The sequence below is a fragment of the Pseudomonas sp. LH21 genome (assembly GCF_036549575.1).
GTDB lineage: Bacteria > Pseudomonadota > Gammaproteobacteria > Pseudomonadales > Pseudomonadaceae > Aquipseudomonas > Aquipseudomonas peradeniyensis.
Map to the genome: position 1 here is coordinate 4622529 of NZ_CP144367.1, position 25895 is coordinate 4648423.

At 63.3% G+C, this 25895-nt stretch carries 30 protein-coding genes; 17 read left to right on the forward strand and 13 right to left on the reverse strand.

The genetic code is table 11. The features are described from left to right. Positions 1-6: 6 nt before the first annotated feature. Both VUG52_RS21120 and VUG52_RS21125 read right to left on the reverse strand, forming a co-directional pair. Positions 7-432, reverse strand: a complete 426-nt coding sequence (locus tag VUG52_RS21120) for a type II toxin-antitoxin system HicB family antitoxin (protein ID WP_050704040.1) — start codon at positions 430-432, stop codon at positions 7-9. Between the two features lie 20 nt (positions 433-452). After that, complete coding sequence (locus VUG52_RS21125) at positions 453-635, reverse strand: type II toxin-antitoxin system HicA family toxin (RefSeq protein WP_050704039.1); 183 nt, start codon at positions 633-635, stop codon at positions 453-455. A gap of 232 nt (positions 636-867) precedes the next feature. On the opposite strand from VUG52_RS21125, the gene VUG52_RS21130 reads away from it, so the two are divergent. After that, positions 868-1983, forward strand: a complete 1116-nt coding sequence (locus tag VUG52_RS21130) for a succinylglutamate desuccinylase/aspartoacylase family protein (protein WP_050704038.1) — start codon at positions 868-870, stop codon at positions 1981-1983. Between the two features lie 6 nt (positions 1984-1989). Here VUG52_RS21130 and VUG52_RS21135 read toward each other — a convergent pair whose 3' ends face one another. Then, on the reverse strand, positions 1990-2232 hold the full coding sequence (locus VUG52_RS21135; RefSeq protein WP_050704037.1) for a hypothetical protein: 243 nt from the start codon (positions 2230-2232) through the stop codon (positions 1990-1992). Positions 2233-2325: 93 nt separating this feature from the next. Next, the gene (dcd, locus tag VUG52_RS21140) at positions 2326-2892 is read right to left on the reverse strand and encodes a dCTP deaminase (RefSeq protein WP_050704036.1); all 567 of its coding nucleotides are present in this window, start codon (positions 2890-2892) and stop codon (positions 2326-2328) included. Between the two features lie 328 nt (positions 2893-3220). On the opposite strand from dcd, the gene VUG52_RS21145 reads away from it, so the two are divergent. Further along, positions 3221-3430, forward strand: coding sequence for a cold-shock protein (locus VUG52_RS21145; protein ID WP_003254922.1), 210 nt, complete (start codon positions 3221-3223; stop codon positions 3428-3430). 222 nt (positions 3431-3652) lie between these two features. Here VUG52_RS21145 and apbC read toward each other — a convergent pair whose 3' ends face one another. Continuing rightward, the gene (gene apbC / locus VUG52_RS21150; protein WP_050704035.1) at positions 3653-4747 is read right to left on the reverse strand and encodes an iron-sulfur cluster carrier protein ApbC; all 1095 of its coding nucleotides are present in this window, start codon (positions 4745-4747) and stop codon (positions 3653-3655) included. 158 nt (positions 4748-4905) lie between these two features. Between apbC and metG the strand changes: the two genes are divergently transcribed. The 7 genes from metG (at position 4906) to VUG52_RS21185 (ending at position 10686) form a co-directional block, all read left to right on the forward strand. Continuing rightward, the gene (gene metG / locus VUG52_RS21155; RefSeq protein ID WP_050704034.1) at positions 4906-6948 is read left to right on the forward strand and encodes a methionine--tRNA ligase; all 2043 of its coding nucleotides are present in this window, start codon (positions 4906-4908) and stop codon (positions 6946-6948) included. Between the two features lie 89 nt (positions 6949-7037). After that, positions 7038-7586 (forward strand): Rnf-Nqr domain containing protein, encoded by a 549-nt coding sequence (locus VUG52_RS21160; RefSeq protein WP_050704033.1) that lies wholly within the window; start codon positions 7038-7040, stop codon positions 7584-7586. Positions 7587-7661: 75 nt separating this feature from the next. Further along, positions 7662-8633: an RnfABCDGE type electron transport complex subunit D gene (locus VUG52_RS21165; protein ID WP_050704032.1), complete on the forward strand. Its 972-nt coding sequence runs from the start codon at positions 7662-7664 to the stop codon at positions 8631-8633. Then, positions 8630-9241, forward strand: coding sequence for an RnfABCDGE type electron transport complex subunit G (locus tag VUG52_RS21170; RefSeq protein ID WP_220689935.1), 612 nt, complete (start codon positions 8630-8632; stop codon positions 9239-9241). The genes VUG52_RS21165 and VUG52_RS21170 overlap by 4 nt, the downstream gene beginning before the upstream one ends. Continuing rightward, positions 9238-9762, forward strand: coding sequence for an Rnf-Nqr domain containing protein (locus VUG52_RS21175; RefSeq protein WP_050704030.1), 525 nt, complete (start codon positions 9238-9240; stop codon positions 9760-9762). The genes VUG52_RS21170 and VUG52_RS21175 overlap by 4 nt, the downstream gene beginning before the upstream one ends. A 4-nt stretch (positions 9763-9766) precedes the next feature. After that, complete coding sequence (gene nth, locus VUG52_RS21180; RefSeq protein ID WP_050704029.1) at positions 9767-10405, forward strand: endonuclease III; 639 nt, start codon at positions 9767-9769, stop codon at positions 10403-10405. 104 nt (positions 10406-10509) lie between these two features. Further along, on the forward strand, positions 10510-10686 hold the full coding sequence (locus VUG52_RS21185) for a PA3496 family putative envelope integrity protein (protein ID WP_050704028.1): 177 nt from the start codon (positions 10510-10512) through the stop codon (positions 10684-10686). Between the two features lie 48 nt (positions 10687-10734). Here the strand turns inward: VUG52_RS21185 and VUG52_RS21190 are convergent, their stop codons facing one another. Beyond that, complete coding sequence (locus VUG52_RS21190; protein ID WP_028690074.1) at positions 10735-11361, reverse strand: response regulator transcription factor; 627 nt, start codon at positions 11359-11361, stop codon at positions 10735-10737. 367 nt (positions 11362-11728) lie between these two features. Here VUG52_RS21190 and VUG52_RS21195 point away from each other — a divergent pair, with 367 nt between their 5' ends. After that, a complete protein-coding gene (locus VUG52_RS21195; protein WP_052896229.1) occupies positions 11729-12184 on the forward strand; it encodes a hypothetical protein in 456 nt (151 codons plus the stop codon). Positions 12185-12227: 43 nt separating this feature from the next. Here VUG52_RS21195 and VUG52_RS21200 read toward each other — a convergent pair whose 3' ends face one another. Both VUG52_RS21200 and VUG52_RS21205 read right to left on the reverse strand, forming a co-directional pair. After that, positions 12228-13445 (reverse strand): argininosuccinate synthase, encoded by a 1218-nt coding sequence (locus VUG52_RS21200; protein ID WP_050704027.1) that lies wholly within the window; start codon positions 13443-13445, stop codon positions 12228-12230. 128 nt (positions 13446-13573) lie between these two features. After that, on the reverse strand, positions 13574-14557 hold the full coding sequence (locus VUG52_RS21205) for a flagellar protein MotY (protein ID WP_050704026.1): 984 nt from the start codon (positions 14555-14557) through the stop codon (positions 13574-13576). A gap of 130 nt (positions 14558-14687) precedes the next feature. On the opposite strand from VUG52_RS21205, the gene pyrC reads away from it, so the two are divergent. Next, positions 14688-15734 (forward strand): dihydroorotase, encoded by a 1047-nt coding sequence (pyrC, locus tag VUG52_RS21210; RefSeq protein WP_050704025.1) that lies wholly within the window; start codon positions 14688-14690, stop codon positions 15732-15734. 59 nt (positions 15735-15793) lie between these two features. Further along, positions 15794-16405 (forward strand): ribonuclease T, encoded by a 612-nt coding sequence (gene rnt, locus VUG52_RS21215; protein ID WP_225933324.1) that lies wholly within the window; start codon positions 15794-15796, stop codon positions 16403-16405. 75 nt (positions 16406-16480) lie between these two features. Here rnt and VUG52_RS21220 read toward each other — a convergent pair whose 3' ends face one another. Further along, on the reverse strand, positions 16481-17083 hold the full coding sequence (locus VUG52_RS21220; protein WP_023629028.1) for a peroxiredoxin: 603 nt from the start codon (positions 17081-17083) through the stop codon (positions 16481-16483). Positions 17084-17297: 214 nt separating this feature from the next. On the opposite strand from VUG52_RS21220, the gene VUG52_RS21225 reads away from it, so the two are divergent. Together VUG52_RS21225 and bfr are read left to right on the forward strand one after the other, a co-directional pair. Then, on the forward strand, positions 17298-17519 hold the full coding sequence (locus VUG52_RS21225) for a bacterioferritin-associated ferredoxin (protein ID WP_046854452.1): 222 nt from the start codon (positions 17298-17300) through the stop codon (positions 17517-17519). Positions 17520-17721: 202 nt separating this feature from the next. Further along, positions 17722-18195, forward strand: a complete 474-nt coding sequence (gene bfr, locus VUG52_RS21230; RefSeq protein ID WP_028690081.1) for a bacterioferritin — start codon at positions 17722-17724, stop codon at positions 18193-18195. Between the two features lie 65 nt (positions 18196-18260). On the opposite strand, the gene grxD is transcribed toward bfr, so the two are convergent. Continuing rightward, entirely contained in the window at positions 18261-18596 is a 336-nt protein-coding gene (gene grxD / locus VUG52_RS21235; protein ID WP_016713741.1) for a Grx4 family monothiol glutaredoxin, read from the reverse strand. Positions 18597-18687: 91 nt separating this feature from the next. Then, positions 18688-20796 (reverse strand): molybdopterin oxidoreductase family protein, encoded by a 2109-nt coding sequence (locus VUG52_RS21240; protein WP_050704024.1) that lies wholly within the window; start codon positions 20794-20796, stop codon positions 18688-18690. Between the two features lie 364 nt (positions 20797-21160). Here VUG52_RS21240 and argF point away from each other — a divergent pair, with 364 nt between their 5' ends. Next, positions 21161-22081, forward strand: coding sequence for an ornithine carbamoyltransferase (gene argF, locus VUG52_RS21245; RefSeq protein ID WP_050704023.1), 921 nt, complete (start codon positions 21161-21163; stop codon positions 22079-22081). Continuing rightward, a complete protein-coding gene (locus VUG52_RS21250) occupies positions 22078-23187 on the forward strand; it encodes an ABC transporter ATP-binding protein (RefSeq protein ID WP_050704022.1) in 1110 nt (369 codons plus the stop codon). The genes argF and VUG52_RS21250 overlap by 4 nt, the downstream gene beginning before the upstream one ends. Before the next feature lie 191 nt (positions 23188-23378). Here the strand turns inward: VUG52_RS21250 and VUG52_RS21255 are convergent, their stop codons facing one another. Continuing rightward, a complete protein-coding gene (locus VUG52_RS21255; protein WP_262950224.1) occupies positions 23379-24158 on the reverse strand; it encodes a PhzF family phenazine biosynthesis protein in 780 nt (259 codons plus the stop codon). 99 nt (positions 24159-24257) lie between these two features. Further along, the gene (gene ybaK / locus VUG52_RS21260; protein ID WP_050704020.1) at positions 24258-24728 is read right to left on the reverse strand and encodes a Cys-tRNA(Pro) deacylase; all 471 of its coding nucleotides are present in this window, start codon (positions 24726-24728) and stop codon (positions 24258-24260) included. A 306-nt stretch (positions 24729-25034) separates the two neighbouring features. Here ybaK and VUG52_RS21265 point away from each other — a divergent pair, with 306 nt between their 5' ends. Further along, a complete protein-coding gene (locus tag VUG52_RS21265; protein ID WP_050704019.1) occupies positions 25035-25886 on the forward strand; it encodes an MIP/aquaporin family protein in 852 nt (283 codons plus the stop codon). Positions 25887-25895: the final 9 nt, after the last annotated feature.

A 25895-nucleotide genomic window follows, 5' to 3' on the forward strand; every position in this document is an offset into this window, starting at 1 on the left:
GCCACCTCAGGCAGCCACCACTGCAAGTTCGATGCGCTGCCCCAACACATGCAAGGCATGCTCGACCTGCTCGATCTTGGAGCGATGCAACAGATCGACCAGGCGATCCACCTGAGGCCGGTTCACGCCAAGCCGTCGGGCCATTTCCGTCTTGGTTACGTTCTGGGCAATCATGGTGTTCCACAAGGCAGCCTTCGCGGCGGTCAACGCCGGCAACCTGACTACAGCCTCGGCTGATTGCAATGACGAAGGCAACGGAATGGCGACCCGACGATCTACGTACAGTGAAAGCGCTGACTCCAGGGCATCCACCGCATCGAACAGCGCCTCATCGAGCGTATCCCCCGCACTGGCCATCTCGGGGATATCCGGGCAACTGATCCAGACACTGCCTGCATCACGGTGCACGTTCACCGGATAATCGAAATTCATTTCGTCACCTCGTTGCGTGGTCAATCGCGTAACCCAAGATCCTTGAGGATCTTCTTCCTCAACCCTTCACCCATTTCCTTGGCGCCATGATCGGGGAAGATGGTTTGTCGATCACCCAGGTAAACCTTGAAATGGCTGCCTTTGGCAGGAACGAAGGTGGCGCCTTGGGACCGCAGCCATCGACGTAGCTCGCTGTACTTCATGGGTGCACCAGAAGAAAATGCAGCAAACAGGCCGCAAACGCAACATATCTGTTGCGCATTGCGATGAAGCCCCAGTAAACAACACCTGAAGGTTCAGCATTTCTTCATTTCAGGTAGTCCGTGTCTGTACCGTGCTCCTCGGTTCCGCGATCTGAATAGTGCGCCACTCCCGAAGTTATGCTTCTATCCTTGATCCCAGCCTTCGCCCTAAAACGCTGACATCAGGACCACCATGCACCACTCGACCCATGACCTGCTCTCCCCTGTTCCGGGTATCGCCCGCAAGTTGCACAGCTTCCATTTCGGCCCGCGTGGCGCCGGCAAGGTGTACATCCAGGCCTCGCTGCACGCCGACGAGCTGCCGGGCATGCTGGTAGCCTGGCACCTGAAGCAGCGACTCGGGGAAATGGAGCAGCAGGGCCGGTTGCACAAGGAGATCATCCTGGTGCCGGTGGCCAACCCGGTGGGCCTGGAGCAGGTGCTGCTGGACGCGCCGCTGGGCCGTTTCGAACTGCAGAGCGGCGAGAACTTCAACCGCAGGTTCGTCGACCTGTCCGACAGCATCGGCGACCAGATCGAAGGCCATCTCACCCAGGATCCGGCGCACAACCTGGCGCTGATACGCGAATACCTGCGCCGGGGTTTGGATGCCCACCCCGCGCACACGCCGCTGCAGTCGCAGCGCCTGACCCTGCAACGCCTGGCCTGCGACGCCGATATGGTGCTCGACCTGCATTGCGACTTCGAGGCCGTCGAGCATCTGTACACCACCCCGGAGGCATGGCCCCAGGTCGAGCCGCTGGCCCGCTATCTGGGCGTGCAGGCCAGCCTGCTGGCCACCGACTCGGGCGGACAGTCGTTCGATGAGTGTTTCAGCCTGGTGTGGTGGCAGCTGCAGCAGCGCTTCGGCAAACGCTTCCCGATCCCCCAGGGCAGTTTCTCGGTGACCATCGAGCTGCGCGGCCAGGCCGATGTCAGCCACCCCCTGGCGACCCGGGACTGCCAGGCGATCCTCGACTTCCTTACCCATGCCGGGGTCATAGAGGGCCAGCCGGCCCCGATGCCCGCATTGGTGCACCCGGCGACGCCGCTGGCGGCGGTGGAGCCGGTCATGACGCCACTCGGCGGGCTGTTGGTGTTCCACGCCGCGCCCGGCCAGTACCTGCAAGCCGGTGAACTGATTGCCGAGGTCATCGACCCGCTCAACGACCGGGTCACGCCCCTGCGCAATACCCAGGCCGGGCTGCTCTATGCGCGCAGCATCCGGCGCATGGCCACGGCGGGCATGGTGGTTGCCCATGTGGCCGGTGAACAGGTTTGCCGCAGCGGCTACCTGCTGGGCAACTGAGAAAAATCAGGCCACTGGGGCGGGAGGCGGCTCGTCGGGCAGGGTCGGCTCGCCCGGCTCCATCGGCGGGTGCTCGCCGGGTTCCGGCGGCTGCGGCGTGTCGGGATCGGGCTGGTGCGGCACGCCACCGGCCTGCATCGGCAGCGGTGTGTGGATCGGCGGGTGGGCCATCAGCGACCAGGCCAGCAATCCGATCTGGTTCGGCTGCAGGACGGCCAGCTTGGCACTGATTGCGGGGTCGAGTTTCATCGGCGGCTCCTGACGAGGCCCGGCGCACGGCATGCGCGCCGGGACTTCTCATTGGAGTGCCGGGCGCGGAAACAATTCCCGCGCTTTGTCGGCTCAGGTGCGTGGCAGGGTGACGCCACGCTGGCCCTGGTACTTGCCGCCACGGTCCTTGTACGAGACTTCGCATGCCTCGTCGGACTGCAGGAACAGCATCTGCGCCACGCCTTCGTTGGCGTAGATCTTTGCCGGCAGCGTGGTGGTGTTGGAGAACTCCAGGGTCACATGGCCTTCCCACTCGGGCTCGAGCGGCGTGACGTTGACGATGATGCCGCAACGGGCATAGGTGCTCTTGCCCAGGCAGATGGTCAGCACGTCGCGCGGGATGCGGAAGTACTCGACGGTGCGGGCCAGGGCGAAGGAGTTCGGCGGGATGATGCACACGTCGCTCTTGATGTCGACGAAGCTGCCGGCATCGAAGTTCTTCGGATCGACGGTGGCCGAGTTGATGTTGGTGAAAACCTTGAATTCGTCGGCGCAGCGCACGTCGTAGCCGTAGCTGGAGACACCGAAGGAAATGACCCGGCTGTCCTGCTCGCCGCGCACCTGGCGCTCGACGAACGGTTCGATCATGCCGTGTTCCTGCGCCATGCGGCGAATCCACTTGTCCGATTTGATGCTCATGGCGGGGTGTCCTGAAGAGTGCGGGGTAAAAAACGAGAGGTGCATCTTACCGGTCCCGACGCCCGGGTTAAAGTTTCCTCGCCCTATCCCGCGCCGGACGGGGCCTGTACAGGCCGTCGATCCGAATTTCATCAAAGCGCTTCTTGGCCATTGGCAGGTTGTGGAAAGTGGGTTAAGGTGGCGCCACTGTGCTGCACGTGACACCGAGAATCTCTAGTTTGATGCACGATCCTGATCGGCCCATCGCTGAATTTTCTGCTCTCTTTGCGCTCAGTCCCGGTCAGGGTGTTTCCTGACCGTTATCAACTTTGTCCAAGGAGACAGAAAAATGTCCAACCGTCAATCCGGTGTTGTCAAGTGGTTCAACGATGAGAAGGGCTACGGCTTCATCACCCCTCAGTCGGGCGACGACCTGTTCGTGCACTTCAAAGCCATCCAAGCTGACGGCTTCAAAACCCTGAAAGAAGGCCAGGCTGTTACTTTCGTCGCTACCCGCGGCCAGAAAGGCATGCAGGCTGAAGAAGTTCAGATCGCCTAAGTCGATCTCGCTTCCTCGCTTTCAAAAAAAACCCGCCATTGGCGGGTTTTTTTGTGCCTGTTCAAAAACTATTCGCCGGCCCCTGTAGGAGCGGCCTTGCCGAGGCGTCGGACCGGCCGGAAAGGGCCGCAGAGCGGACCCGGCAATATCTGCTTGATACACAGATTCTGGGGGCGCTTCGCACCCCTTTCGCGGCGCAAGGCCGCTCCTACAGGTAACGCGTCAGTCTTCGCTGATGGTAATGCTCGGCATCGCCGGCGCCGCCGCTTCCTGCAGCACGATCCGCGCCCCCACCTGCCGCGCCAGCTCCTGGTAGACCATGGCGATCTGGCTTTCCGGTTCGGCGATGGCGGTCGGCTTGCCGCTGTCGGCCTGTTCGCGGATCAGCATCGACAGCGGCAGCGAAGCCAGCAGCTCGACGCCGTACTGCGCCGCCAGCTTCTCGCCACCGCCTTCGCCGAACAGGTGCTCGGCATGGCCGCAGTTGGAGCAGATATGCACGGCCATGTTCTCGACCACACCCAACACCGGGATGTTGACCTTGCGGAACATCTCCACGCCTTTCTTCGCGTCCAGCAGCGCCAGGTCCTGAGGCGTGGTGACGATCACCGAGCCTGCCACCGGCACCTTCTGCGCCAGGGTCAGCTGGATGTCGCCGGTGCCCGGCGGCATGTCGATCACCAGGTAGTCGAGGTCGTCCCAGGCGGTCTGGGTCACCAGTTGCAGCAACGCCCCCGAGACCATCGGGCCACGCCAGACCATCGGCGTGTTGTCGTCGGTGAGAAACGCCATGGACATGACCTCGACGCCATGGGCCTTGATCGGCACGAACCACTTCTGATCGCGCACCTGCGGGCGGGTGCCTTCGGCGATGCCGAACATCACCCCCTGGCTCGGGCCATAGATGTCGGCATCGAGAATGCCCACCCGGGCTCCTTCGCGGGCCAGGGCCAGGGCCAGGTTGGCCGCGGTGGTCGACTTGCCTACCCCGCCCTTGCCCGAGGCCACGGCGATGATGTTCTTCACGTTGGCCATGGCCGGCACCTGGGCCTGGGCCTTGTGGGTGGCGATCACGCAGTCGATGCTCACGCTGACCGAGGCAACGCCATCAAGGTTGCCGATCGCGGTCTGCAGCACCTGCTCCCAGCCGCCCTTGAACAGGCCGGCGGCATACCCCAGCTGCAACTGCACGCTGACCTGCCCGCCCTGGATGTCGATGGCGCGCACGCAACCGGCGCTGACCGGGTCCTGGTTCAGGTAGGGGTCGGTGTACTGGCGAAGCACGCCTTCGACGGCGGCACGGGTGACGGCACTCATGGAGGCTCCCATTGGCAAACTGGATACGGAACAGGCGCCTATGCTAACCCGTCAATCGTCAGCAGATGCGTCCTTGGGGTGAAATAAATTCGCCAGCCCTTTATAGTGGCCGATCATCCTCATTTTTACCCCGTAGCCAGATAAGTAGCCGAGCCACCATGTCCGAGCCACGTCAGATTCTCGTCACCAGCGCCCTGCCCTATGCCAATGGATCGATCCACCTTGGCCATATGCTGGAGTACATCCAGACGGACATGTGGGTGCGCTTCCAGAAGCTGCGCGGCAACCAGTGCATCTATGTCTGCGCCGACGACGCCCATGGTTCGGCCATCATGCTGCGCGCGGAAAAGGAAGGCATCACCCCGGAGCAGCTGATCGCCAACGTCCAGGCCGAGCACAGCGCCGACTTCGCCGACTTCCTGGTCGACTTCGACAACTACCACTCCACGCACAGCGAGGAGAACCGCGCACTGTCGAGCCTGATCTACACTCGCCTGCGCGACGCCGGGCACATTGCCACCCGTTCGGTCACCCAGTACTTCGACCCCGAGAAGGGCATGTTCCTCGCCGACCGTTTCATCAAGGGCACCTGCCCCAAGTGCGCGGCCGAGGACCAGTACGGCGACAACTGCGAGAAATGCGGCGCCACCTATGCCCCGACCGAACTGAAGAACCCCAAGTCGGCGATCTCCGGCGCCACCCCGGTGCTGCGCGACTCGCAGCACTTCTTCTTCAAGCTGCCGGACTTCCAGGCCATGCTGCAGCAGTGGACCCGCAGCGGCACCCTGCAGGACGCGGTAGCCAACAAGCTCGCCGAATGGCTCGACTCGGGCCTGCAGGAATGGGACATCTCCCGTGACGCGCCGTACTTCGGCTTCGAGATCCCGGGCGAGCCGGGCAAGTACTTCTATGTCTGGCTGGACGCGCCGATCGGCTACATGGCCAGCTTCAAGAACCTCTGCGACCGCCGTCCGGAGCTGGACTTCGACGCGTTCTGGAACGAAGGCTCCAAGGCCGAGCTGTACCACTTCATCGGCAAGGACATCGTCAACTTCCACGCCCTGTTCTGGCCGGCCATGCTCGAAGGCGCCGGCCTGCGCAAGCCGACCGCGGTCAACGTGCACGGCTACCTGACCGTCAACGGCGCGAAGATGTCGAAATCGCGCGGCACCTTCATCAAGGCGCGCACCTACCTCGACCACCTGCAGCCGGAATACCTGCGCTACTACTACGCCGCCAAGCTGGGCCGCGGCGTCGACGACCTCGACCTGAACCTCGAGGACTTCGTGCAGAAGGTCAACTCCGACCTGGTCGGCAAGGTGGTCAACATCGCCAGTCGCTGCGCCGGCTTCATCCACAAGGGCAACGACGGCGTGATGGTTGCCGGCGATGCCGCGCCCGAGCTGACCGAGGCCTTCCTCGCCGCCGCGCCGTCGATCGCCGAGGCCTACGAGGCCCGCGACTTCGGCCGCGCCATGCGCGAGATCATGGCCCTGGCCGACCGCGCCAACGCCTGGATCGCCGACAAGGCGCCGTGGTCGCTGGCCAAGCAGGAAGGCAAGCAGGACGAAGTACAGGCCATCTGCGCCCAGGGCATCAACCTGTTCCGCCATCTGGTGATCTTCCTCAAGCCGGTGCTGCCGCTGCTGGCAGCGGACGCCGAGGCGTTCCTCAACATCGCCCCGCTGACCTGGGACGACCACCTGTCGCGCCTGGAAAACCATCAGCTCAACCCGTTCAAGGCCCTGATGAGCCGCATCGAACCGGCCAAAGTCGAGGCCATGGTCGCCGCCAGCAAGGAAGACCTGCTGGCCGCCGAAGCCAAGGCCGCTCCGGCGGGCAATGGCGAACTGGCCAAGGACCCACTGTCGGCCGAGATCGAGTTCGACACCTTCGCTGCGGTCGACCTGCGCGTGGCGCTGATCGTCAAGGCCGAAGCCGTGCCCGGTGCCGACAAGCTGCTGCAGCTGACCCTGGACATCGGTGACGAGCGCCGCAACGTGTTCTCGGGCATCAAGTCGGCCTACCCGGACCCTTCCCAGCTGGAAGGCCGCCTGACCATGATGGTGGCCAACCTCAAGCCGCGGAAGATGCGTTTCGGCGTTTCCGAAGGCATGGTCATGGCCGCCGGCCCTGGCGGTGAAGAGATCTACCTGCTCAGCCCCGACAGCGGCGCCAAGCCAGGCCAGCGTATCAAGTAAGCCCTCCTGCCCCGGCCAATTGGCCGGGGCAGTTGCATCTGCCACCCGCTGCCCGATAATGATGGCACCCTCCGATTTTCGGCATCGCCATGAGTGACTACGTCCTGATCCTGGTCAGCGCCGCGCTGGTCAATCACCTGGTCCTGCAGGCCGAGCCGGTCGAGCGTGCGCGCCTGCATGCATTGGGCCTGTGTTCGGCCCTGCTGATCCTCGTTGCACTACCTGCAGGCGTCTGGCTGCACCGGCAATTTCTCCTGCCCTTGGGGTTGCAGGACCTGCAATTGTTCATCTTCCTGCCCTTGCTGGCGGCATTGGCCTGGACACTGCCAAACCTGCTCCGACGCTTTCGTCCAGACTGGCCCCTGCACGACCTGCAACCCTTGCTAAGCGCAAACGCCGTGGTGCTAGGTTTGCTGTTATTGCTTGGCAGCGACAGCGTGGACGGGTGGGGGATTCTGGCGTGGGCCATTGTCGGCGCGCTGGGATTCTGGCTGGCCTTGGTGCTGTATGCCGATCTTGACGCCCGCTGCCGCCATGCCGAGATACCCGCAGCCCTGCGCGGCCTGCCCATCCAGCTGATCGGGGCAGGCGTGATGGCCATGGCGTTTTCGGGACTCAACGGACTCTTCACCCAATGAACCTGGGTCCACGCATCGCCCTGCCCCCGGCAACGGAAGCCATCGCTGTACAACACCTCGAGGACCTGCAAACCCATGCCGACTACTGATCCGCGCCTGCGCAGCACCATGCAGCTGGTTCTGCTGGCCTGCGCTCCTGGCCTGCTGGTGCTGTTCTGGCTGCATGGCTGGGGGGTGCTGATCAACCTGCTGTTGAGCAGTTGTGCGGCGCTGGCCACCGAGGCTGTGCTATTGCGCTGGCGGAGAATGCCGGTCGCCTGTGCCCTTGGCGACGGCAGTGCGCTGGTCACCGCCGCGCTGCTGGCCGCAGCCCTGCCCAGCCAGGCACCCTGGTGGCTGCCCGTGACGGCGGCCTGCGTCGCCATCGGCTTGGGCAAACAGGCTTTCGGCGGGGTCGGGCGCAACCTGTTCAACCCCGCCATGTTCGGCTATGCGTTCGTCCTGCTGAGCTTCCCTTTGCAGCTGAACCACTGGCCCGGCCAGGCCCCCGGGCTCGTCGACAGTCTGAACCTTGCTTTCGGCGCCAGCGAACGGATCGACGCCTGGGCCAGCCCCACGGTGCTCGATGTCCTGCGCCACAACCGCAGCCTGACCATCGACGAACTGTTCGCCAGCCACCCGGCGTTCGGCAACCTGGGTGGGCGTGGCACCGAGTGGGTCAACCTCGCGTTCCTGCTCGGCGGGGTGTTCCTGCTGCAGCGCAAGGTCTTCGGCTGGCAGGCCCCCGTCGGCCTGCTCGGCGCCTTGTTCCTGTCCAGCCTGCTGGGCTGGAATGGCTCAGGCTCCGACTCCAACGGCTCGCCACTGCTGCACCTGTTGTCCGGCTCGACCATGCTGGCCACCTTCTTCATCGCCACCGAACCGGTATCTGGCTGCAAGCAGCCGCTGGCCCGCCTGCTGTTCGGTATCGGCACCGGCCTGCTGATCTACCTGATCCGCACCTGGGGCAGCTTCGCCGATGGCACGGCGTTCGCCGTCCTGCTGATGAACCTCGCCGCCCCAACCCTGGATCGCTGGGCGGAACGCCGCCAGCAGGCCTGTCCATGACCGCCCGCTGGCGCAGTACCGCAATGCTGCTACTGGTGGCAGGGCTGGCGATTGCCGCGACGCTGGCCTGGCAGCGATTCACCGCCGGGCCGATTGCCGAGGCCTCGCGACAGTGGCAAGAACAGCAGTGGCTCGAGGTGCTGCCGCCGGGCAGCTACGACAACCGACCATTGCAAACCCCCGTGGCCCTGACAGAGGCCAAGCTGAGCCATAGCCATCTGCTGGCCGGCTACCGCGCCAGCCTGGCGGGCGTCACCAGCGCTGTTCTGCTGCACAGCAGCGTCCAGGGCTATGGCGGAGCCATCGAACTGGTGATCGCCATCGCCCCCCAGGGCCGCCTGATTGGCGTGCGCGTGCTCGCACAGCAGGAAAGCCCAGGCCTTGGCGATCAACTGGTCGACCCGGCGCGCCATTGGCTGGACCAGTTCATCGGCCGGACACTGCGCGATACGCCCGAGCAGGCCTGGGCGATCAAGCGTGACCAGGGTGCGTTCGACCAGCTGGCCGGGGCGACGGTAACCTCGCGGGCGGTCATCGAGGCGATCCAGGATGCACTGCGCTATTTTGACCAGCATCGCCCCGCATTGCTCGGTGAGACGCCTCCATGAACCGTTTCTGGCTTCTGCCAATCAGCCTGGCGCCATTGCTCGGCGCGACCAGCAGCATCGTCCAGGCGCTTGCGATCAGCCTTTGCACAATACTGCTGGTGGGCCTGCACCAGGCGTTGATGACGCCTCTGCGCCGCCACCTGGAACAAGCCCCCCGCCTGTGGACGAGCACTGTACTTGCCGCCGCCTTGGTGACCTGCCTGCACCTCGGCCTGCAAGCCTGGGCAATGCCCCTGGCCAAACAGCTTGGCCTCTACCCACTGCTGCTGGCCCTGCCCTGCCTGGCCATCGAGCAACTTCCGGCACAGCCTGGCCGATATCGCCTCCTGGGGCTCGGACTGCTTGGTTTGCTGGCGGCCTGCCTGGCCCTGGGCATCTGCCGCCAACTGCTGGCCGACGGTCTCGGCCTGCACCTCGCCGCGCTGGCGCCCGGCGCGCTGATACTGCTCGGCCTGCTGCTAGGCCTGTACAATCACCTGCGTCCATCGAATACCGCCTCACGTCGTCAAGGAACCCGTTGACCCCATGAATGCCGCCAAACGCCTGGAGATCTTTCGCAGGCTGCATGAAGACAATCCCGAGCCCAAGACCGAACTGGCCTACACCAGCCCTTTCGAACTGCTGATTGCCGTGATCCTCTCGGCCCAGTCGACGGATGTCGGCGTCAACAAGGCCACCGCCCGCCTGTTCCCGGTCGCCAACACCCCGCAGGCCATCCACGCCCTGGGCGTCGACGGCCTGAGCGAGTACATCAAGACCATCGGCCTGTACAACAGCAAGGCCAAGAACGTCATCGAGACCTGCCGTCTGCTGGTCGAACAACATGCCGGCGAAGTCCCGCAGACCCGCGAAGCCCTCGAAGCCCTGCCCGGCGTCGGCCGCAAGACCGCCAACGTGGTGCTCAACACCGCTTTTCGCCAGCTCACCATGGCCGTCGACACGCATATCTTCCGGGTCAGCAACCGCACGGGTATCGCACCGGGCAAGACCGTGCTGGAGGTGGAAAAGAAGCTGCTCAAGTTCGTGCCCAGGGACTATCTGCTCGATTCCCACCACTGGTTGATCCTGCATGGCCGTTACGTCTGCCTGGCCCGAAAACCGCGCTGTGGCAGTTGCCGGATCGAAGACCTGTGCGAATACAAGCACAAGACCTCCGACGATTGAGGCAATAGCTGAAACCTGCTCGAGGCAATTGAAAAAATCTTTTTTACCCGCTCTGCGATTCCCGTTATAAGGACGGCCAATGGCCCTTTGGCTTGGAGTGACGCATGAGCACCGATAAAGAAGAGCTGGCAATCGACGACGATTTCCAGAGTGCGGACGACGATGTGGAGCCGCAGGCCGAACCGGCCAAGACCAACCTGAGCAAACGCCGCACCATCGACAACATGCTCGAGGAACGACGCCTGCAGAAGCAACTGGCCGACTTCGACTACGACTTGTAGAACAAGCACGCAAAAGCCTCCCCAGTGGAGGCTTTTTCAATGATGCTGTCAGGCCAGCCCATGACGCTGGGCGAGCTCGATCAGGTCCACCAGCGAGCGGGCATTCAGCTTGAGCAGCAGGCGCGTCTTGTAGGTACTGACCGTCTTGTTGCTGAGGAACATGCTGTCGGCGATCTCCTTGTTGCTCTTGCCCCGGGCAAGCTGCTGCAACACCATCATCTCCCGCCCGGAAAGCCGCTCGACCATCTCCATCTCCGTGGCGCCGCTCACGCCCGAGCGCCCCTTGTGCAGCGCCTGGTTGGGGAAATAGCTGTAGCCGGACAGCACCGCCTTGATCGCGCTGAGCAGTTCGGTCAACTCCTGCTGCTTGCACACATAACCCGCCGCCCCCGCCTGCATGCAGCGCATCGAGAAATGCCCCGGCGCCTGGGAGGTCAGCACCAGCACCTTGGTCCCGGGACTTGCCAGGGTCATCCGGGCAATCACTTCAAGCCCATCCAGTTTGGGGATCCCGATATCCAGAATGACAATGTCCGGCAAATACTCCCGCGTCAGTTGCAAGGCATCCACACCATTGTCGCTCTCCGCCACCACCTCGTAGCCATGCCGCTCCATCAGCATGCGTACGGCCAGGCGAATGACCGGGTGATCATCCACGATCAGCACTTTATTCATGCGATTCCCATTGATACGTTATTTTTAGTTCGATAGACCACCACACCCGAGCATAACGATTATTTATGCAGCGGTTTCCCTGGCAAATTCACCGAAAGAAGTGGACTACTGTTAATAGAGATTCTTCCTACAAGCAGCTAATTAACAAAATGTAATAGATGCATGTTCATCGCCCCCAAAAAGTAACAGTCGGCAGAATTGGATCCAAGTGCCGCCAGGTGACACTTCATGCAGGAAATTTCGACTGTACAGACTGGATAAAAAGCGCTGCCGTAGCCTGTGGCATCACCCGGCAGGGAAATGATCCACGCTTATCGCAATCGGGAAAACGAGCTACTGATGGGCAAAGCATGGCCAGGCACTCATCATGAATCGCGACCCTATCAGTCCGTTGACCCTTATCGCTGTATTTGCCGGTGTGATCGAGGCGTCCGCCCTGGCCTCGCTGCCGTTTCTCAGCGACGACAGCCAGACTGTCTACACCTGGTTCCTGGTAGGGTTTCCGTTCTTCCTTACCGTGCTGTTCTTCCTTACGCTCAACTTCAACAACGGGTCGCTGTTTGCCCCGGACAGACGCGCCACGGGGATGGACAGGCCCCCATACCCACCTGCCGCACGGGACAAAGGGGCGATGATCATCGCCATCTCCGGCACCGACAGTCGAAAGCTCATCGAAAACCATGTGCTGCGGATGATCGAGCGCCCCCACTGCCAACAGCGGCGCTGGATCCTGTACAACCTCGATACGCGAACCTGCATCCACCTCTCGGTGTCGCCGATGCAGGAAGGCGAGGCCCCGCCTCCCCCTGAATCCCGGGCATGAAAAAACCCGGCCGAAGCCGGGTTTTTTCAGGTACACCAAAGGCTTACAGCAGCGAACGGCCCTTGTTGGCCGCGATGCGCATGCGCAGTGCGTTGAGCTTGATGAAGCCTGCGGCGTCGGCCTGGTTGTAGGCGCCGCCGTCTTCCTCGAAGGTCGCGATATTGGCATCGAACAGCGAGTCGTCCGACTTGCGGCCAACGACCGTGACGTTGCCCTTGTACAGCTTCAGGCGTACAACACCGTTCACGTTGACCTGCGAAGCGTCGATCATCTGCTGCAGCATCAGACGCTCCGGGCTCCACCAGTAGCCGGTGTAGATCAGGCTGGCGTACTTGGGCATCAGCTCATCCTTCAGGTGAGCGACTTCGCGGTCCAGGGTGATCGACTCGATGGCACGGTGGGCCTTGAGCATGATGGTGCCGCCCGGGGTCTCGTAGCAGCCGCGCGACTTCATGCCGACGTAGCGGTTCTCGACGATGTCCAGGCGACCGATGCCGTTGGCGCCGCCGATGCGGTTGAGGTCAGCCAGCACGGTGGCCGGGCTCTTCTCGACGCCGTCGATGGCGACGATGTCACCGTTGCGGTAGGTCAGCTCGAGGTAGGTGGCCTGGTCGGGGGCGTTCTCAGGGGAGACGCTCCATTTCCACATGTCTTCTTCGTGCTCGGTCCAGGTATCTTCCAGGACACCGCCTTCGTAGGAGATGTGCAGCAGGTTGGCGTCCATCGAGTACGGCGACTTCTTCTTGCCGTGGCGCTCGATCGGGATGCCGTGCTTCTCGGCGTAGTCCATCAGCTTCTCGCGGGACAGCAGGTCCCACTCGCGCCATGGGGCGATGACCTTGACGCCTGGCTTGAGCGCATAGGCGCCCAGCTCGAAACGCACCTGGTCGTTGCCCTTGCCGGTGGCGCCGTGGGAAATGGCGTCGGCGCCGGTTTCGTTGGCGATCTCGATCAGGCGCTTGGCGATCAGCGGGCGGGCGATGGAAGTACCCAGCAGGTACTCGCCTTCGTAGACGGTGTTGGCGCGGAACATCGGGAAGACGAAATCACGCACGAACTCTTCGCGCAGGTCGTCGATGTAGATTTCTTTCACGCCCATCGCCTGGGCCTTGGCGCGGGCCGGCTCGACCTCCTCGCCCTGGCCGAGGTCAGCGGTGAAGGTCACCACTTCACAGTTGTAGGTGTCCTGCAGCCACTTGAGAATCACCGAAGTATCAAGGCCGCCGGAATACGCCAATACGACCTTTTTTACGTCCGCCATGCCATCACTCCACGGGGTTGTACGGAAAGCGGATGATTCTACCGGCGTTACCGAAAAATTTACAATGGGGCGACAGCTTGTGACGACAAAGCGACAGGAATTGTCGAGGGCGCGACCCGCTGTCGCACTCAGGATTTCACTGGTGCGGACGGCGTGGCAGCGGCTGCAGGCGTCGTTGGCGCAGGCGTGGCGGCGGCGGGTGCCGGGGCTGACGACGGCGGCACCTGCGCTGCCGGTTTCTCCACCGGCTTCTCGACCGGCGTCACGCGCTCGAGCTGGATGTTCACCCGGCGGTTGCGCGCGCGGTTGGCGGCACTGTTGTTCTTGGCCAGCGGATAGCGCTCGCCATGGAAGCGTACGCTGATCTGCTCTTCCGGCACGCCATGGGCCTTGAGGTAATCGGCCACCGCCAGCGCCCGTCGGCGCGAGGTGTCGCGGTTGGTCAGGCGGTTGCCGCTGTTGTCGGAGTGGCCGTTGAGTTCGATGCGGTTGACCGTCGGATCGGCCTTCAGGTAGTCGAGCAGCACATCCAGACGGGCGCGCGCCGAGCTGTCCAGCTCGATCCCGCCTCCGGGGAAGCCAACCTGGGTCTGGCGGATCTGGTCGTAGTTCATCGGCAGCAACTTGGCGGCGCACAGTTGGTAGTCGCTGTAGGCCTTGGCGAAACTGACCGGCATCACATGCACTTCCATCGGCCGACCACCTTCGCCGCGGTAGTTGCGCACCACGGTGCTGCGACCATCGAGCAGGCCGTTGATCAGGCGGCTGGCCTGGCCCTGGCTGGAGGTGAACAGCACGCCGGTACGGGCCATGTGCACCGCACCGAGGTTGATGTCGCCGCGCCCGGGCTGCCAGGGCGCCGCAGCGGCCAGCAGGGTGGCGGAACCGGCGCCCAGGACATTGCTGTCCGAGCGCAGCTGGAAGGTCGGCTGCTCGCCGGCACGGCGCACGAATTCACCGCTGCCGAAACCGTCGATCGGCTGGATCAGGCGACATTCGAACTGGTCACCCTCGACTTTCCAGGCGACGTTCTCCACGCGGGTCTGGAAGGTCATTGCCCCGGCCGGCAGGCTGGCAACGAGGGTGAACAGGGCTAGATAACGCTGGCGCACGGGCGGCTCCACAAATTTCGACGGCTTACCTGAACGCTATCGGTCGCCCGTCGGAAAACTTGATAGCCGTGCTCCAACAGGGGTTTTCCGGTAGCATTGGCTTCTGAGTTCGACCCGCCTGGAATCTCCAATGTCCGATCGCCTGACCCTCCTGCGCCCCGACGACTGGCACATCCATCTGCGCGATGGTGCCGTCCTGCCCCACACCGTCGGTGACGTGGCGCGCACCTTCGCCCGCGCCATCATCATGCCCAACCTGGTTCCGCCGGTGCGCAACGCCGTCGAGGCCACTGCCTACCGCGAGCGCATCCTTGCCGCACGCCCTGCCGGCAGCCGCTTCGAGCCGCTGATGGTGCTCTACCTCACCGACCGCACCAGCGCCGACGATGTGCGTGCCGCCAAGGCCAGCGGGATCGTGTACGCCGCCAAGCTCTATCCGGCCGGCGCCACCACCAACTCCGATTCGGGCGTGACCAGCATCGACAATATCTTCCCGGCGATCGAGGCCCTGGCCGAAACCGGCATGCCCTTGCTGGTGCACGGTGAAGTCACGCGCAGCGAGATCGACGTGTTCGACCGCGAGAAACGCTTCATCGACGAACACATGCGCCGTCTGGTCGAGCGCTTCCCGACCCTGAAGGTGGTGTTCGAACACATCACCACCAGCGACGCCGCGCAGTTCGTCAGCGAGGCACCGGCCAACGTCGGTGCGACCATCACCGCCCAGCACCTGCTGTACAACCGCAACCACATGCTGGTCGGCGGTATCCGCCCGCACTTCTACTGCCTGCCGATCCTCAAGCGCAACACCCACCAGGTGGCGCTGCTGGATGCCGCCACCAGCGGCAACCCGAAGTTCTTCCTCGGCACCGACTCGGCGCCCCACGCCAAGCATGCCAAGGAAGCCGCCTGCGGCTGCGCCGGCTGCTACACCGCTTACGCCGCCATCGAGATGTACGCCGAAGCGTTCGAACAGCGCAACGCGCTGGACAAGCTCGAAGGCTTCGCCAGCAAGCACGGCCCGGACTTCTACGGCCTGGCGCGCAACACCGACACCATCACCCTGGTGCGCGAAGAATGGACCGCGCCAGACAGCCTGCCGTTCGGCGACAACACCGTGATTCCCCTGCGCGCCGGTGAGAAGTTGCGCTGGCGCCTGCTGGAGGACAACGCGTGAGCGAAGATCTTTACGAAGACGACCAGGACAGCCAGGTTAGCAGCGGCTCGCGCCATCCGATGGCCGAGCGTTTCCGTGGCTACCTGCCGGTGGTGGTAGATGTCGAGACCGGCGGCTTCAACAGCGCCACCGACGCACTGCTGGAGATCGCCGCCGTCACGATCGGCATGGACGAGAAGGGCTTCCTGTTCCCCGAGCACACCTACTTCCACCGGGTAGAACCGTTCGAAGGGGCCAATATCGAGGCCGCCGCGCTGGAGTTCACCGGCATCAAGCTGGACCACCCGCTGCGCATGGCGGTGAGCGAGGAAAGCGCGCTGACCGATATCTTCCGAGGCGTGCGCAAGGCGTTGAAGGCCAATGGCTGCAAACGGGCGATCCTGGTCGGGCACAACAGCAGCTTCGACCTCGGTTTCCTCAATGCCGCGGTGGCGCGCAATGACATCAAGCGCAACCCGTTCCACCCGTTCTCCAGCTTCGATACCGCCACCCTCGCCGGCCTCGCCTACGGCCAGACGGTACTGGCGCGGGCCTGTCAGAGCGCGGACATCGACTTCGACGGCCGTGAGGCGCATTCGGCGCGCTACGACACCGAGAAGACCGCCGAGCTGTTCTGCGGTATCGTCAATCGCTGGAAAGAGATGGGCGGCTGGCGCGATTTCAACGATTAAGCCCACCTCCCGCGACATGCTCGCAGGGCATAAAAAAACCGGCCACCAGGGCCGGTTTTTTTATACGCGTGGCAATTACAGCTTGCCAGCGTTCTCGCTCAGGTAAGCAGCAACGCCTTCCGGCGAAGCGTTCATGCCCTTGTCGCCTTTCTTCCAGTTGGCCGGGCAGACTTCGCCGTGCTCTTCGTGGAATTGAAGGGCGTCGACCAGACGCAGCAGCTCGTCCATGTTACGGCCCAGTGGCAGGTCGTTGACGATCTGCGAACGAACGACACCGTTGGTGTCGATCAGGAAGGCGCCACGGAAGGCCACGCCGCCTTCGGACTCGACGTCGTAGGCCTTGCAGATTTCGTGGGTCATGTCGGCCGCCAGGGTGTACTTGACCTGACCGATACCGCCGTTGTTGACCGGGGTATTGCGCCAGGCGTTGTGGGTGAAGTGCGAGTCGATCGACACGCCGATCACTTCCACGTTGCGCGCCTGGAAGTCAGGGATGCGGTTGTCCAGGGCGATCAGCTCGGACGGGCAGACGAAGGTGAAGTCCAGCGGGTAGAAGAATACCAGGCCGTACTTGCCCTTGATGGCCGAGGCCAGGTTGAAGCTGTCGACGATCTCGCCGTTGCCCAGCACGGCTGGAACGGTGAAGTCCGGGGCTTGTTTGCCAACGAGTACGCTCATTCGATCTCTCCTGATGAGGGGTGAAAAACCTTGCCCGGGCGGAACACGTTCCCCCGGATCCAGCAAAGGCCGACCATCATACACAGCTTTGCGTGACAGGCCGAATCTCGACCGCCGGTCGCTCTGGCACGCACCTTACACAAAGTGTTTTGACAAGCATTCTCATTACCATTACTCTCCAACGCATCGACTCAACCCGCGACGGTCAGCCTTTATGTATGTGTGTCTCTGTGTCGGTGTCACCGATGGACAGATCCGCGATGCGATCTACGAAGGATGCTGCAGTTACAAGGAAGTGCGCGCCGCCACCAATGTGGCCAGCCAGTGCGGCAAGTGCGCCTGCCTCGCCAAGCAGGTGGTACGCGAAACCCTCACCGAGCTGCAACTGAGCCAGCAGGCCGCCCTGCCCTACCCCGTTGAATTCAACGCGGCGTAATTTTCCCGAATTTGAAGAACCGGACCCAGTGTCCGGTTTTTTTATGCCTGCAATTCAATAAGTTAGCGCTCGAACGCGGTTCACAAACATTCTTATTCCGATTAATTTTCACTTATTATTCAATAACTTAGGTTTGACATAGGAATAGGTCGGGCTCAAACTTCTCTGTATTGGCTCAACTTCTACAGGGCAGGACCCCATCATGAAAGGCGACGTAAGCGTCATCCAGCATCTCAACAAGATCCTCGGAAACGAGCTGGTCGCAATCAACCAGTACTTCCTGCACGCGCGCATGTATGAAGATTGGGGCCTGAACAGGATCGGCAAGCTCGAGTACAAAGAGTCCATCCAGGCGATGAAGGACGCTGACAAGCTGATCAAGCGCATCCTCTTCCTCGAAGGCATCCCCAACGTCCAGGACCTGGGCAAGCTGATGATCGGCGAGCACACCAAGGAGATGCTCGACTGCGACCTTAAGCTTGAGAAAAAGGCCCATGCCGACCTCAAGGCCGCCATCGCCCACTGCGAAACCGCCGGCGACTTCGGCTCGCGCGATGTGCTCGAAGACATCCTCGAAGACCAGGAAGAGCACATCGATTGGCTGGAAACCCAGCTGGGCCTGATCGACAAGATCACCATCGAGAACTACCTGCAGTCGCAGATGGGCGAAGAATAAGTTTCGCCAGCAACGAAAAAGCCCCGCCTAGGCGGGGCTTTTTGCTACCTGCGGCAAGCGCCGGATCAGGCCTCGGAAGCCTTGGCCTTGGCGGCCGCTTCCTTGATCAGGGTCTGCAGCTCACCCTTTTCGAACATTTCCAGCATGATGTCGCTGCCGCCGACCAGCTCACCGGCCACCCACAGTTGCGGGAAAGTCGGCCAGTTGGCGTACTTGGGCAGGTTGGCGCGGATTTCCGGGTTCTGCAGGATGTCGACGTAGGCGAACTTCTCGCCGCAACCCATCACTGCCTGCGAAGCCTTGGCCGAGAAGCCACACTGCGGCGCATTCGGCGAACCTTTCATGTAAAGCAGAATGGTGTTGTTGGCAATCTGCTCTTTGATTGTATCGATGATATCCATGAAGCACCTCGGCTGAACTTTCCGACAGGGTCGTCGGCACGGTGACGCATTGTATCGGAAAGCCGAGCAGCATGCTCGGCCTTGCCGTGCTTCATGCGGCTTCGACCTGCACCGGCACGCCATTGAGGGCAGCATTGCCGGAAACGCCATCACGCAGGTGTTCGTCGGTCAGGTCATTGGCGCTCGCCCCCGGCTGTGCAGCGGCCACCTGCAACCGTGCGCCCTGGCGCCCATGGCCATAGCCATGGGGCAGGCTGACCACGCCCGGCATCATCTCCTCGCTGGCCTGCACCGTCACCTCGATCACCCCCGTGCGCGAGCGCACCCGCACCATCTGGCCGTCCTGCAACAGACGCCGGCGCAGGTCGTCCGGGTGCATCAGCAACTGGTGGCGCGGCTTGCCTTTGACCAGCCGATGGTAGTTGTGCATCCACGAATTGTTGCTGCGCACGTGTCGACGGCCGATCAGCAGCAACTGGTCATCCGCAGGCACGGTCATACGGGCGAGGCGCCGCAGGTCCTCGAGCAGTATTCCCGGGGCCGCCTCGACCTTGCCGCTGGCCGTGCGCAGGCGCGTCGTAAGGTTGGCCCGTAGCGGCCCGAGGTCGAGGCCATGGGGATGCGCGTCCAACACGCCTAACGAGAGCTTCCAGGGCGTCTCCTCGCCATAAGGCCCCTTGCGCAGGGCGAAGTCGATCATCTGTGCCGGCGGCAGGGTTGCCTTGAGCTCGACCTGCGCACGCTCGGCAAAGGCCCTGGCCAGCCCCACGAAGATCTCCCAGTCGTGCAGCGCGCCATCGGGCTTGGGCAAGATCGCCCGGTTGAAGCGGGTAACGTTGCGCACCGCCAGCAGGTTGAAGGTGGAATCGTAGTGATCGTTCTCCAGGGCCGAAGTCGACGGCAGGATCAGGTCGGCATGGCGCGTGGTCTCGTTGATATACAGGTCGATGCTGAGCATGAAGTCGAGGCCGGCCAGGGCGTCGTCCAGGCGTCGCCCGTTGGGCGTGGACAGCACCGGGTTGCCCGCCACGGTCACCAGCGCCCGCACCTGCCCCTCCCCGGGTTCGAGGATCTCTTCGGCCAGTGCCGAGACCGGCAACTCGCCGCCATACTCGGGCAAGCCGGATACCCGGCTACGCCATTGGTCGAAATGCCCGCCGGAAGTGCTGGCGACCAGGTCGACCGCAGGCGCCGTGCACAGGGCACCGCCCTCCCGATCTAGATTGCCGGTGACCAGGTTGATCAACTGGACCAGCCAGTGGCACAGCGAACCGAAGGCCTGGGTCGATACCCCCATCCGGCCATAGCACACCGCTTTGTCGGCAGCGGCGAAATCCCGCGCCAGCTGGCGGATCGCCTCGGCCGGGATACCGCACAACGCACTCATGGCAGACGCATCGAACGGCAGGATGGCTTCGCGCACCTGCTCCAGGCCCGCAACCGGCAGATGCGAGCCCCGAGCCAGGTTCTCGCTGAACAGCGTATGCAATAGCCCACACAGCAGCGCCGCGTCGCCACCGGGGCGAATGAACAGGTGCTGGTCGGCCAGCGCAGCTGTCTCGCTGCGTCGCGGATCCACTACCACCAGTTGCCCGCCCCTGGCCTTGAGCGCCTTGAGGCGCTTCTCCACGTCCGGCACGGTCATGATGCTGCCATTGGAGGCCAAAGGATTGCCCCCCAGGATCAACATGAACTGCGTCTGGTCGATGTCCGGAATCGGCAGCAGCAGGCCATGGCCGTACATCAAGTGGCTGGTCAGGTGCTGCGGCAACTGGTCCACCGAAGTCGCCGAGAAGCGATTACGGGTCTTGAGCAAACCGAGGAAGTAGTTGCTGTGGGTCATCAGCCCATAGTTGTGCACGCTGGGATTGCCCTGGTACACGGCGACCGCGTTGCGCCCGTGGGCCTGCTGGATCGCCCACAGCCGCTCGGCGGCCAGGGCGAAGGCTTCGTCCCAACTGATTGGCAGCCACTGGTCACCGATGCGCCGGTGGGGCTGGCGCAGGCGGTCGGGGTCCTCCTGGATGTCCTGCAGGGCGACCGCCTTGGGGCAGACATGGCCGCGGCTGAACGGATCCTGCGGGTCGCCCTTGATCGAGCTGATCCGCGCCGGGCCCTCGGCTTCGTGGGTGACTTCGATGTTCAGGCCGCAGATGGCCTCGCACAGGTGACAGGCTCGGTGATGCAGGGTCTTGGTCATGGCCGCCTCTGCCTTGTTATTGTCGAGATTCGACTATGCGCCTGCCGACCGGGGCTCGCCAGCGAGGTTCGCGTCGTGAATCGGACGACATCAGGCGGGCGATTCGCGACAACGGGTTTGCCAAATACGCTCCGAGCCGTGTACAACCGCTGTAGCAAATAAAAAACAGCCAGCCGGCAAGGGCTTACGACACCCTTTGACACAGTGGCGCTGTTTCCCCTCTTGGTTTTAGGCGACATTTAATTATAGTATTGCGCCTTCCCCTATTCCGTCCGCCCCGTGCGGCTTACGCCGCAGGTCACCCCCGTTGTCAACAAAACCCATACGGTCGACCTGCAGAACGTTGCAGATAAGGTAGTCAATCATGAGCGCAAGGCACTTTCTCTCCCTGATGGATTTCACCGCTGACGAATTGCTCGGCGTGATCCGTCGAGGCATCGAGCTGAAGGACCTGCGCAAACGAGGCGTGCTGTTCGAGCCACTGAAGAACCGCGTGCTGGGCATGATCTTCGAGAAGTCCTCGACCCGCACCCGGGTTTCTTTCGAAGCCGGCATGATCCAGCTCGGCGGCCAGGCCATCTTCCTGTCGCCGCGCGACACCCAGCTGGGCCGCGGCGAGCCGATCGCCGACAGCGCCATCGTGCTGTCGAGCATGGTCGACGCGGTGATGATCCGCACCCACGCCCACAGCACCCTGACCGAGTTCGCTGCCAACTCGAAGGTACCGGTCATCAACGGCCTTTCCGACGAGTCGCACCCCTGCCAGCTGCTGGCCGACATGCAGACCTTCTTCGAGCACCGTGGCGCGATCCAGGGCAAGACCGTGGCCTGGGTCGGCGACGGCTTCAACATGTGCAACTCCTATATCGAAGCTGCCGTGCAGTTCGATTTCCAACTGCGCATCACCTGCCCTGAAGGCTACGAGCCTGATCAACGCTTCCTGGCGCTGGGTGGTGACCGTGTGCAGATCATCCGTGATCCGAAGGAAGCCGTGCGCGGCGCTCATCTGGTGACCACGGATGTCTGGACTTCCATGGGCCAGGAAGAGGAAACTGCACGGCGCCTGGCGCATTTCGCGCCTTACCAGGTCACCCGCGAACTGCTCGACCTGGCGGCACCCGATGCCCTGTTCATGCATTGCCTGCCCGCCCACCGGGGCGAGGAAATCAGCCAGGACCTGCTCGACGACCCCCGTTCGGTCGCCTGGGACGAAGCTGAAAACCGCTTGCATGCGCAGAAGGCCCTTCTGGAATTCCTTGTAGAACCGGCTTACCACCACGCATGAGTCAACAGCTACTGCTCAACCTGCGCAACCTCGCCTGCGGCTATGGCGAGCAGCGCATCGTCCAGAACCTCAACCTGCACCTGAACGCAGGCGACATCGGTTGCCTGCTGGGGTCCTCCGGTTGCGGCAAGACCACCACGCTGCGCGCCATCGCCGGCTTCGAGCCGGTGCACGACGGCGAGATCCAGCTGGCCGGGGAAGTCATTTCCCGCGCCGGGTTCACCCTGGCCCCGGAAAAGCGCCGGATCGGCATGGTGTTCCAGGACTACGCCCTGTTCCCCCACCTCACCGTGGCGCAGAACATCGCCTTCGGCATCGGCAAGCACCCGCGCCAGGCGGCGGTAGTCGACGAGATGCTCGAGCTGGTCAAGCTCGGCGGCCTGGGCGGGCGCTACCCGCACGAGCTGTCCGGCGGCCAGCAACAGCGCGTGGCCCTGGCCCGGGCACTCGCGCCCGAGCCGCAGCTGCTGCTGCTCGACGAGCCGTTCTCCAATCTCGATGTGGAGCTGCGTCGGCGCCTGAGCCATGAGGTGCGCGACATTCTCAAGAGCCGCGGCACCAGCGCCATCCTGGTCACCCACGACCAGGAGGAAGCCTTTGCCGTCAGCGACCATGTCGGCGTGTTCAGGGAGGGTCGCCTGGAACAGTGGGACACCCCCTACAACCTCTACCACGAACCGCAGACCCCGTTTGTCGCCAGCTTCATCGGCCAGGGTTACTTCATTCGCGGCCAGATGAGCAGCCATGAGGCAGTAACCACCGAACTCGGCGAGCTGCGCGGCAACCGCGCCTACACCATGGCTCCTGGCAGTTCGGTGGACGTGCTGCTGCGTCCGGATGACATCATCCATGCCCCCGACAGCCCGTTGCGGGCACGGATCATCGGCAAGAGCTTCCTCGGCGCCTCGACGCTGTATCGCCTGCAACTGCCCACCGGCAGCCAGCTCGAGGCGATTTTCCCCAGCCACAACGACCATCAGGTCGGCCAGGACGTCGGTATCGCGGTAGCGGCGGACCACCTGGTGCTGTTCGCGGTGCCCGGCAGCGTTGCCGCGCAGCTGGCCAGTCATGAGCAGGGCGTGCGGCGCGTGAGTTCCGCGCATTGATGCACTGGGACTGAAAACATCCTTTTGGGGCGGGCTTGCCCGCCCCTATCACTTTGATCTGGCTGGGACAGCGTGGGAGCGGGCTTGACCCGCGATCACCGGCGAAGCCGGTGCCATACTCCATCGCGGGGCAAGCCCGCTCCCACGCAGATGATGTTTTCAACCCTGCACCTTGCTCGACAAGGCTCGGCTCACAACATCAGCGTACCGCTGGCCACCCGCCGAGCCATTCCGCCGATCTTCACCCGCTCCCCTTCCAGGCGACAGAACAGTTCACCACCCCTGGCCGAACACTGGAACGCCTGCAATTCGTGCTTGCCCAACCGCGCCGCCCAGTACGGAATCAGCGAGCAATGGGTGGAGCCGGTGACCGGGTCCTCCGCAATGCCGATGCCCGGAGCGAAATAGCGCGATACGAAATCATGTCGCTCACCCGCAGCCGTCACGATCACCCCCAAGCCCGGCAGGCGAGCCAGCGCCGCCATGTCCGGCGCGCAATCGCGTACCGCCTGTTCCGAGTCGAGCACCACGAACAGCTCGCGGGTCTGGTAGACCTCGCGCACCTCGCACCCCAGCGCCTCGGCTACCGACACTGGCTCGACCAGCGGCTGCGGGTCGATGCGCGGGAAGTCCAACCACAGGCGATCGTTCTCACGACTGACGCTGAGCAGGCCCGAACGGCTCTGGAAGTCCAGGCGCGGCGCACGCTCACCGTAGACGTCGAACAGGACATGGGCGCTGGCCAGGGTGGCGTGACCGCACAAGGGGACTTCGGTGCTCGGGGTGAACCAGCGGATCCGATAGCCATCACCCTCGGCCACCACGAAGGCGGTTTCGGCGAGGTTGTGCTCGGCGGCCACCTGCTGCATCAGGCCATCGTCGAGCCACTGCTCCAGGTGGTAGACCATGGCCGGGTTGCCGGCGAAGGGACGGTCGCTGAAGGCGTCCACCTGATGAAAATGCAACTGCATGCCACGACTCCTGTATCTGGCGGGAAAGGCCCCGAGCATGCGGCATGCCGCCAAGGCCCGACAGTGACAGAGTCGTGGAATTTAAATCAGTACAGATGATCAGCCGCGACCGATTTCGGCGAACTGTCCCTGGGTATGGGTGGCCAGCACCACGGCGGCCAGTTCCACTTCGAGGCCACGGCGACCAGCGCTCACATGAATCGTTTCATGTTGTTGCGCGGATTGATCGATAAAGGTGCGCAGGCGCTTCTTCTGCCCCAGCGGGCTGATCCCTCCGACCAGGTAGCCCGTGGCGCGCTGGGCGGCCTGCGGATCGGCCATTTCGCACTTCTTCACCCCCGCCGCGTGGGCCAGTGCCTTGAGGTCGAGGGTGCCGACCACCGGCACCACGGCCACCAGCAGCTCGCCCTTTTCGCTGCTGGCGAGCAGGGTCTTGAACACCCGCAGCGGATCAAGGCCCAGCTTTTCCGCCGCCTCCAGGCCATACGAGGCAGTTTTCGGATCATGTTCGTAACTGTGCACGCGGTGCTCGGCGCGCGCCTTCTTCAAGAGGTCCAGGGCGGGGGTCATCAACGGCTCCACTCGATCACAAGTCGCCCGGTACTTTAGGGCAATTCCACCCGTGCAGCCAGCGCAGGTCCCAGGCTAGAGCAGCGGCCATGGATTCACGACCCGGTGCGCCAGTCAGATTGTGGCCGAGCGTTCATTTTCGACCTTTGACATCAGCGTTTCTTGTCTATATTTTTTCGTTTATGAATACATGGTGCACCTATAAGGTGCACTTACTGTACCCGCCCGGCGTCAATGGGGATCGACTCCGGGCTTTTTTGCTGTCGAGCGCCCAGCGCCTCACAACAACAAGAACCGAGGTCACACATGACAACTGCTCTACGCGAACCCACGTTATCCGCCCAATGCCTGGCCGAATTTCTCGGCACCGCCCTGCTCATCTTCTTCGGCACCGGTTGTGTCGCCGCGCTCAAGGTCGCCGGCGCCAGCTTCGGCCTGTGGGAGATCAGCATCATCTGGGGGGTCGGCGTGAGCATGGCGATCTACCTGACCGCCGGTGTCTCCGGCGCGCACCTGAACCCGGCAGTCAGCATCGCCCTGGCCGTATTCGCCGGTTTCGACAAGCGCAAGCTGCCGTTCTACATGCTGGCCCAGGTGTGCGGCGCGTTCTGCGGCGCCGCCCTGGTGTACTTCCTGTACAGCAACCTGTTCTTCGATTTCGAACAAAGCCACGCCATGGTACGCGGCAGCCAGGCCAGCCTGGAGCTGGCCTCGGTATTCTCCACCTACCCGCACCCGGCGCTGTCCACCGGCCAGGCCTTCCTGGTCGAAGTGATCATCACCGCCATCCTGATGGCCGTGATCATGGCCCTGACCGACGACAACAACGGTCTGCCACGCGGCGCCACCGCCCCTCTGCTGATCGGCCTGCTGATCGCCGTGATCGGCAGCGCCATGGGCCCGCTGACCGGCTTCGCGATGAACCCGGCGCGGGATTTCGGGCCTAAACTGATGACCTTCCTGGCCGGCTGGGGCGAAGTCGCCTTCACCGGCGGGCGCGATATTCCGTATTTCCTGGTGCCGGTGTTCGCGCCGATCCTCGGTGCCAGCCTGGGCGCGGCCCTGTACCGCGGGCTGATCGCCCGCAACTTGCCAGCCACCCAGGCCGCGGCCCAACAGACAGACGATAATCCTCAGGGCGATACCCAGGTTTCCTGATGCCAGCGC